Source organism: Dehalobacter sp., from assembly GCA_023667845.1.
Taxonomy (GTDB): domain Bacteria; phylum Bacillota; class Desulfitobacteriia; order Desulfitobacteriales; family Syntrophobotulaceae; genus Dehalobacter.
On sequence record JAMPIU010000029.1, the window covers coordinates 1 to 7,917 of the forward strand.

Genomic DNA, 7,917 nt, shown 5'->3' on the forward strand with positions numbered 1-7,917 from the left:
GCCTGGTTTTTGTGGTCAATCAGCGCTTAGCCTGTGGTAAAATCTAATTCCAATCAGGGCCTGTAGCTCAATGGCGGAGCAGGCGGCTCATAACCGCTTGGTTGAAGGTTCGAATCCTTCCGGGCCCATAATTCATATAATCAGACAAATCGGTTCAGGGTTTCCCTTGAGAAGGGGGGTTGATCGCACCGGCGTCCAGATTGCGGATAAAAACTTGCAGCAATCAAATCGCTCAGGCAAGCTTGCCGGCGTTGGAGGTTTTGGCACAAGACGATTACAATTAAGCAGTGAAAATAATCTTTGTCCCCGGTTGATTATAATAAGCAACACGTAGAGACTATTAAGAAAACGCCAATTAGATAAGGTCCCTTTAACTTATGAGTTTTGGAGAATCAAACGAGCATTTTGATAGAATCAGAATAGTCAACTAAATTGGTTGATTAAATGGATTATTTCCAAAATTTCCACTAATCGGACCCTGAATCAGTATACAAAAAACATAATCTGAGAAAAATGAGTGACGCTAAGAAAGATAATCCTTTATTGAACAATACCTGTTCGCAGATACTATTTTTATATGGTTTTCTTTTTTCATTATTATTGATACTGACGAACTGGAAAAAACCAGAAAAATTAAGCAAGTCGCCAAGTAATTTATCCAACAATAACTCACCTACTTCAGACGCCCCTGGAGTAGCGTTATTATCAAATATGGAAAATGTTAAGAAAAGAATCCCAACCGTAAAGAAAAATCAAAAAACACTCTCAAAGTTCGTTGAAGACAACGAAAAATTAATAAATGTACTCGGTGTTTTTACCGCCATCACCGTTTTTGTTAGTGAGTTAAGACTGCAGATATTTGGATATGCCTTGTCATTTGCGTTCATGGCATTAACCGTCATATTATGGCTTGAACTTTGGGGAAAATTCCCATCCGGGAAGGGAGATTGGAAACTTATATGGTTTGAAAATATCTTGACCCTAACAGTGATGGCAATAATTTTTTACTGGTTAATAGATTTTCGGGATATTTGGCGTGAGGCCTTGGTTTTTTTAATCTTCAGCATAATTTCTGCGGTGTTTTCAGTAGTGATGAAAAGGTTTGGGATTTTCAACAAACTTTTTCTTACTCAAGATGGTGAGTTGAAATGGCTTCGGTATACCTTTGGATTCATTATTATATTAATCATTCTATATACGTCTTTGATCATAGCCTATGCAATTACTCCATCAATAAATAATGCCTTGGATTCAATAAATGAATTTATCAGAAATTTGTCCCCATAAAAATGCGCCCAAGTAACTTGTGGCCAACTGATGGGATTCGTACCGGCTTACAGGCATTTTTCTGGCTTCGAGTTTTTTACATTCAAGCAGTGACCACATCTGCCCTAGCGCAGGGAACACAAGCCGTTCGGTGGCAATCAGGTTATCAATAATCCGGGATTAATTAAAAGAAAGATGAGGGTCGGAATGAAAAATCTGAATGTTGACTTAGAAAATTGCTATGGGATCAAGAAGCTTCAGACGCAATTTAATTTCTGTCAGCACAAGGTTTATGTTATCTATGCCCCAAATGGATCGATGAAAACCTCGCTGGCTCAAACCTTCAAAGATATTGCAAACGGTACTGCTTCCAAGGATCGCATATTCCCAACGCGAGTATGTACTAGAAAAATCACCGATGAAAACGGTCTTGATATACCCAAGGAAAACGTCCTCGTTATTAGCCCCTATGACGAATATTTTGGCCATACTGAAAAAACATCGACCCTGCTTGTAGATAGTAAATTGCGAAAGGAGTACGAGGAAATTCATATTGAGATCGACAAATCCAAAGAATTGTTCTTAAAGGCGTTAAAGGAGCAATCCGGTTCAAAGAGGGATTTGGAGAAAGAGATTTCGTCCACATTCACGAAAAGTGATGACGAGTTCTACCATGCACTGTTACGAGTCAAGGATGAAATGCTTGCCCAAAAAGACGCTCCATTCGCCGAGATTCCCTATGAAACGATTTTCGACGAGAAGGTTTTGAGCGTCCTTGGAACCAAAGATTTTGAAACTGTGATTGAGAATTACATCAGAAAGTACAATGAGCTTTTAGCAGCCTCAAAATATTTCAAGAAGGGCACATTTAATTACTACAACGCCACCACCATTGCAAAAAACCTCGCTGATAATGGTTTTTTTGCTGCCAAGCATACAGTGAACTTGAATGCCAACGATAAGCTGGAGATCACCAGCCAGAAGCAGCTTGAGGAGTTGATTGTAAAAGAGAAAGAAAGCATCTCGAACGATAAGGATCTCAGAAAGCAATTTGCAGATATTGAAAAATTGATCAATAAGAATGTAAATATGCGCGACTTTGCAGCTTATCTGGCAGATCATGAGGAAATTCTTCCTAAGTTGGCAAATATTGAGGGCTTCAAGGAAGAGATTTGGAAATCGTATTTCAAGGCGCGGTTTGAACTCTACTTAGATTTGATCGAAAAATATCAGGCCACCGAAAAAAGGAAAATTGAAATCGAAGAGGAAGCAGGAAAACAACGGACGCAGTGGGAATCTGTAATTGATATTTTCAATGGACGTTTTTTTGTTCCGTTCACGCTGACTGCAAAAAATAAGATTCCCGTCATCTTGGGCCAGGAACCGATGCTAAAACTAGAATTCACTTTTGATGATGGATTGGATCGTGCGCCAATCGAGAAGACCGCGTTGTTGCAAGTTCTCAGCACAGGCGAGAGGAAAGCTCTCTATATTCTCAACATTATTTTTGAGGTTGAGGCTCGAAAAAAGGCAAAGCAAGAAACCATTTTTATTTTCGATGATATCGCTGACTCATTCGATTACAGGAACAAGTACGCCATCCTTCAATATTTAATAGATATTGCTGATGAACCGCACTTCAATCAGATCATCCTAACACACAACTTTGATTTTTTCCGAACTATAAACAGCAGGTTCATCATTTATCCTCATTGTCTTATGGCTATAAAATGTGATACGGGCATTTCATTAACCCAGGCAATCGGGATTCAAAATATCTTCGTAAAAGACTGGAAGAAAAACTTCTTCATCGACCCAAAGAAGATGATCGCCTCTATCCCCTTTATCCGCAATATTATCGAATACACAAAGGGCAGCGATGACCTTGACTTCGGCATACTCTCTTCACTTCTGCATTGGAAATGCAACTCTGCTGGCTTTAAGCAACACGAACTCGATAAGATTTACAACTCAATATTTTGTGAAACCGGGAAATCCGTCGATGGCACAAGAGCGGTGATTGATATCATCCGCCAGGAGGCCAACGAATGTCTCAAGGATGGACAGGGCATCAACTTTGAGAACAAGATTGTTCTCTCGATTGCCATAAGAATTGCTGCCGAACAATTCATGGTAGAAAAAATTAACGACACCAATTTTGTGGAAAGTATTGATGTAAATCCAACTCCCAAACTATTGAAAAAGTTCAAGGAGCTATTCAGTGGCGAGACTGTCCAAATTAAAACCATTCAGCAAGTGATTCTCATGACACCGGAGAATATTCACCTGAACTCGTTCATGTACGAACCAATCTTAGACATGTCTGACGAGCATCTGAGGAGACTCTATCAAGACGTTCTAAAACTCAAATAAAACTGGGAGTATACCAATGAAAGTGATCCATCATATTAAGCCCACTATTTTCTGAGAAAACGCATTCTCGATTTGATAACATTAGGCCGCCGAACACCATCTGCAGCAGACAGAAGCGATGCCGCTTATTTATGGAGTGCGATTTCCCAGAAAACGCGCTATCATTCACGCGAGTCTTGCAAGTCCCGCTGCTGACGCTGAGCTAATCTGTTTGTATAAAAAATATTCTATGGAAATTATAGAATTTAACCCAAATGGAACTATGCCTTTATACGCTTGGTTGAAGGTTCGAATCCTTCCGGGCCCACTTTTTAACCCTCAGGTCCTTCCAGTGTGACAAATTTCCCCCAGTGTGTAGTCAGAAAGAAGACTATATGTAAATCTTAATTTGATAAATCTTTTTGGTTTTAATGTACAATATACAAACAATTAATTAAGATCAAAGTGAATAATGAGGTGGGTTGTGAAATTTTTAAAGAAGTTCCTGGTAAATCTGCTAGTGCTCTTAGTATTATTTGTTCTTTTGTATCTTTTTGACCCGGACATCTTTGGAATGGTATATAAAACGATTGGCCAGCTATTTGGTCCATTGGTAATATTAATGATTATCGTTGCAGCTCTTCCTGGTAGAAGATCATGATCCTAATTCAATCAATTCTTTTCTTCTGCAAATGACCTTGCAAACCCAAATTGATTAGCATCGTTGTTTATCCTTACCAGAATTATGCTAAAATCCGTTTAGTTGAAGGTTCGAATCCTTCCGGGCCCATCTTTTGACCATGAGGTCAAGGCATTATGACGAATTTATCGGGGTACAATTGATTCAAAATTTGATAAATGGGAGGAGTTTTGATGTTATCTGGATGGGAATATATCGTCTCCAAGCAAATTCAGTGGGCTAACAATAATAATATTTCTTTGATTGGCAGTAAAGGTGAGAGAGGTCGTGCCACCTATACTCTTGATCTGAATCAAAATTTATTTGAACCTCTTCTCGAGGAAAATCAAAAACAATTTGATTCTGGCAACGGTCAGGAAGTACTTGGTTCTCCAGAAAATCCAGCGAAGATGCAGGCTTTACATTCGTCCTCAGCCCTGGGAGTAAACATATTTCAATATTGGCAAAAAAGAGGATTGATCAAAGAAATCGCATCGGCCTGTGATTTCTGTAACCGTAACAATACATATTCGGAAAGCATCGTTTTTGAGGACAAATATCGAATCGATACTAAATTTGTTATTCCCCCAAATATTGATGTTGTTTTTAGAAATAATGGATCTTCGCCTTACAAACTGTTCGCAGTTGAGTGTAAATTTTCAGAAGCCTATGGGGGAAGAACACATGGTGGTCTCAAATCAAAGTATCTTGATGATAAAGATTTGTGGACTGACTTAGCTGCCCTCAATAAATTAGGTTGGGAAACAAACCATGATGCAAAAAGATATTCCTATCTTGATGCCGCACAACTCATCAAACATATTTTAGGGCTAAAAGCATGTGTCGGAATCAAAGAATTCAAGTTACTTTATCTTTGGTACGATGTTTTGGGAATAGATGGAGCAATTCATCGGACTGAAGTCCAAGATTTCACCGATATAGCTAGATCGGATGGGATTAATTTCCATGCAATGACTTATCAGGAACTGATAACTATTCTTGATAGAAATTATCGTATTGAACATTCTGAGTACATAAAGTACTTGACAGAAAGGTACAACTAAACTATTTAGTCGCTTCGAATAGATAATTCAGCTCAATTTAGTAGAGGTTTGTATGCAGTATACAAATATCAGAATGATACTATATTACGGTAATCCAATATTATTATTGGATATAGATGGTATGGCTGCAATGATACATTGGGAGCAGAAGCCTCTTCTGTTCATAAACGGTTTTATTTATATTCAACCTGAAGAAGTTTGGTCCAGCAGACTACCCGATATAGATATATCAATTGAAGGTCATTACCGTTTGACATTAAGAAATTTTATCAGAAGCAAAACGCTTGTCTCTCTAGTAAACGAAATGAGCGATGTAGAAGTATTTAATAGAAAGTGGTCTAAGAAAATCCTTACCGAAGAAACAAACCAAGTGACTAAATTTGATATGATCGACCAGATAGACCACTACACAATTTAAACTCGGGAAAGTTACCTAGATGGGATTTAATTATTTGCTTCCCGATTGAAGGTTCGAATCCTTCCGGGCCCATAGTTTTCCTTATAAAACCTGCGTAGTTTTTATTGACCTCCTGATCTCTACCCTTCTCCTGACCAACCCCTTTTATTGATTAAAGACCTCGCTAACACAGCGGATGGTAATTGTGAATACAAAAAACGATCACGAAAGAATCGAGGTCAAGGCATAATAACGGAATCATTATACAAAGTGTACACAATTTTGCATGTTAAAGCAGGGTAGGTTATATTGGAATAACCTTTCTTTGGTCAATAAGAAATCAATAGGTTTCTTTTACGGTCCATATGAATTTAATACCGGGAGATAATTCATGAAAACCAGAAAATTAAATTTAATTGTCCTCTCTGTTGTAGTTTTGCTTTCCATGTTTTTTAGTCTAGGAAGCGGAACAGCTTACTCCACCAATTCTCAAATCCAGAACAGCATTTTGTATGTCAAGCCAGCAGTTGAAGGTCTAACTTGCTCCTCCTGGGATGACCCCTGCGAACTCCAGACCGCCCTTACCAATGCACAATCGGGTGATCAGATCTGGGTAGTGGAAGGCACTTACAACCCCAGCGTTCCGGCTGGTCGCGAATCCACCTTCCATCTCAAATCAGGCGTCGCCATCTACGGAGGCTTTATCGGGACCGAAACCAGCCTCACCCAACGCGATTGGGAGATTAACGTCACTACTCTAAGCGGTGATATTGGAACTGAAGGTGTCAATACCGACAATAGCTATCACGTGGTCACAGGCAGCGGGGTTGACCCCACCGCTATTCTGGACGGTTTTACCATCACTGGTGGCAATGCCGATGAGATTTCTGTTGATGATAACCGGCGCGGTGGCGGCATCACTAATGTGACCGGCAGCCCCACCCTGACCAATCTCATCTTTAGCAGTAACACTGCAATTGATGGGGCCGGTATGGCTAACTTTGACAGCAGCAGTCCAATCTTGACCTCTGTCACCTTCTCCAGCAACGCCTCATTGGTGAATGGTGGCGGTATGTCAAATCGGAATAACAGCAGCCCCATCCTGAACAATGTAACCTTTACCGGCAATTCAGCAGTGAATGCCGGTGGTGGCATGTTCAATTTTTTCCAAAGTAGTCCCATCCTCAATAATGTTGTATTTAGCGGCAACATAGCCGATGATCCGCTTGACGATCCATATATGTCGGATGGAAAAGGTGGGGGAATGTACAACCAGCAATTCAGCAGTCCAGTTCTCGCCAACGTCACCTTCGACAACAATTCAGCCGAGTGGTTTGGTGGGGGGATGGTTAACGATTTCGATAGCAGCCCTACTCTGACCGAAGTCATTTTCAGCAATAACTCGGCCATTCAATTGGGTGGTGGGATGGCGAATATTGAAAGCACACCCACTCTTACCAATGTCATTTTTAACGGAAATACCACCACCAGCGAATTTGGCATGGGTGGTGGAATGGTAAATTCAGGGACTAATGCGATATTGATGAACGTCACTTTCTCAAACAATATCACCCAGGACCAAGGTGGGGGAATGGTCAACTTTGACAGTAGTCCTAGCCTTACGAATGTTACCTTTAGTAATAACAGTGCCACAAGTTATGAAGGCGAAGGCGGTGGCATGTTTAACTATGGTATTAGCAGCCCTACGCTCACAAATGTGACCTTCACCGGTAACTCGGCTACAATTGTTGGCGGCGGGATGTCGAGTTGGGAAAATAGCTCCCCCATAATTACTAATTCAATTTTTTGGGACAATACCCCTGACCAAATTAACAATGCTCCTCTAAGTACAAGCACAATTACTTACAGTACTGTCCAGGGTAGCGATGTGTATCCCGGCATGGGTAATATCAACCAAGACCCGCTTTTGGGTCCGCTGGCAGATAACGGCGGTTTCACGCAAACGCATGCTTTGGGACCTGGCAGCCCTGCCATTGATGCTGGCGATCCAACAAATTGCCCCGCTACCGATCAGCGAGGCTTCCCCCGCCCGATAGATGGGGACGGGATCAATGGACCGCGCTGTGACATCGGAGCCTACGAGGCAGAATTGAAAGTGTTTGATTTTTCAATCTACCTGCCATCAGTGTTGAAATAAA

General features: G+C 40.7%; 5 protein-coding genes and 1 tRNA gene. All 6 read left to right on the forward strand.

From position 1 onward, the window contains the following. The first annotated feature begins 56 nt into the window (after nucleotides 1–56). The 6 genes from NC238_01385 (at nucleotide 57) to NC238_01410 (ending at nucleotide 7,916) form a co-directional block, all read left to right on the forward strand. A tRNA-Ile gene (locus NC238_01385) sits at nucleotides 57–128 on the forward strand. A gap of 385 nt (nucleotides 129–513) precedes the next feature. Next, nucleotides 514–1,287: a hypothetical protein gene (locus tag NC238_01390; GenBank protein MCM1564608.1), complete on the forward strand. Its 774-nt coding sequence runs from the start codon at nucleotides 514–516 to the stop codon at nucleotides 1,285–1,287. A gap of 186 nt (nucleotides 1,288–1,473) precedes the next feature. After that, nucleotides 1,474–3,639 (forward strand): hypothetical protein, encoded by a 2,166-nt coding sequence (locus NC238_01395; protein MCM1564609.1) that lies wholly within the window; start codon nucleotides 1,474–1,476, stop codon nucleotides 3,637–3,639. Nucleotides 3,640–4,491: 852 nt separating this feature from the next. After that, on the forward strand, nucleotides 4,492–5,361 hold the full coding sequence (locus tag NC238_01400; GenBank protein MCM1564610.1) for a hypothetical protein: 870 nt from the start codon (nucleotides 4,492–4,494) through the stop codon (nucleotides 5,359–5,361). Between the two features lie 121 nt (nucleotides 5,362–5,482). Continuing rightward, the gene (locus NC238_01405) at nucleotides 5,483–5,779 is read left to right on the forward strand and encodes a hypothetical protein (protein MCM1564611.1); all 297 of its coding nucleotides are present in this window, start codon (nucleotides 5,483–5,485) and stop codon (nucleotides 5,777–5,779) included. A 370-nt stretch (nucleotides 5,780–6,149) separates the two neighbouring features. After that, entirely contained in the window at nucleotides 6,150–7,916 is a 1,767-nt protein-coding gene (locus NC238_01410; protein MCM1564612.1) for a hypothetical protein, read from the forward strand. The last annotated feature ends 1 nt before the right edge of the window (nucleotide 7,917 follow it).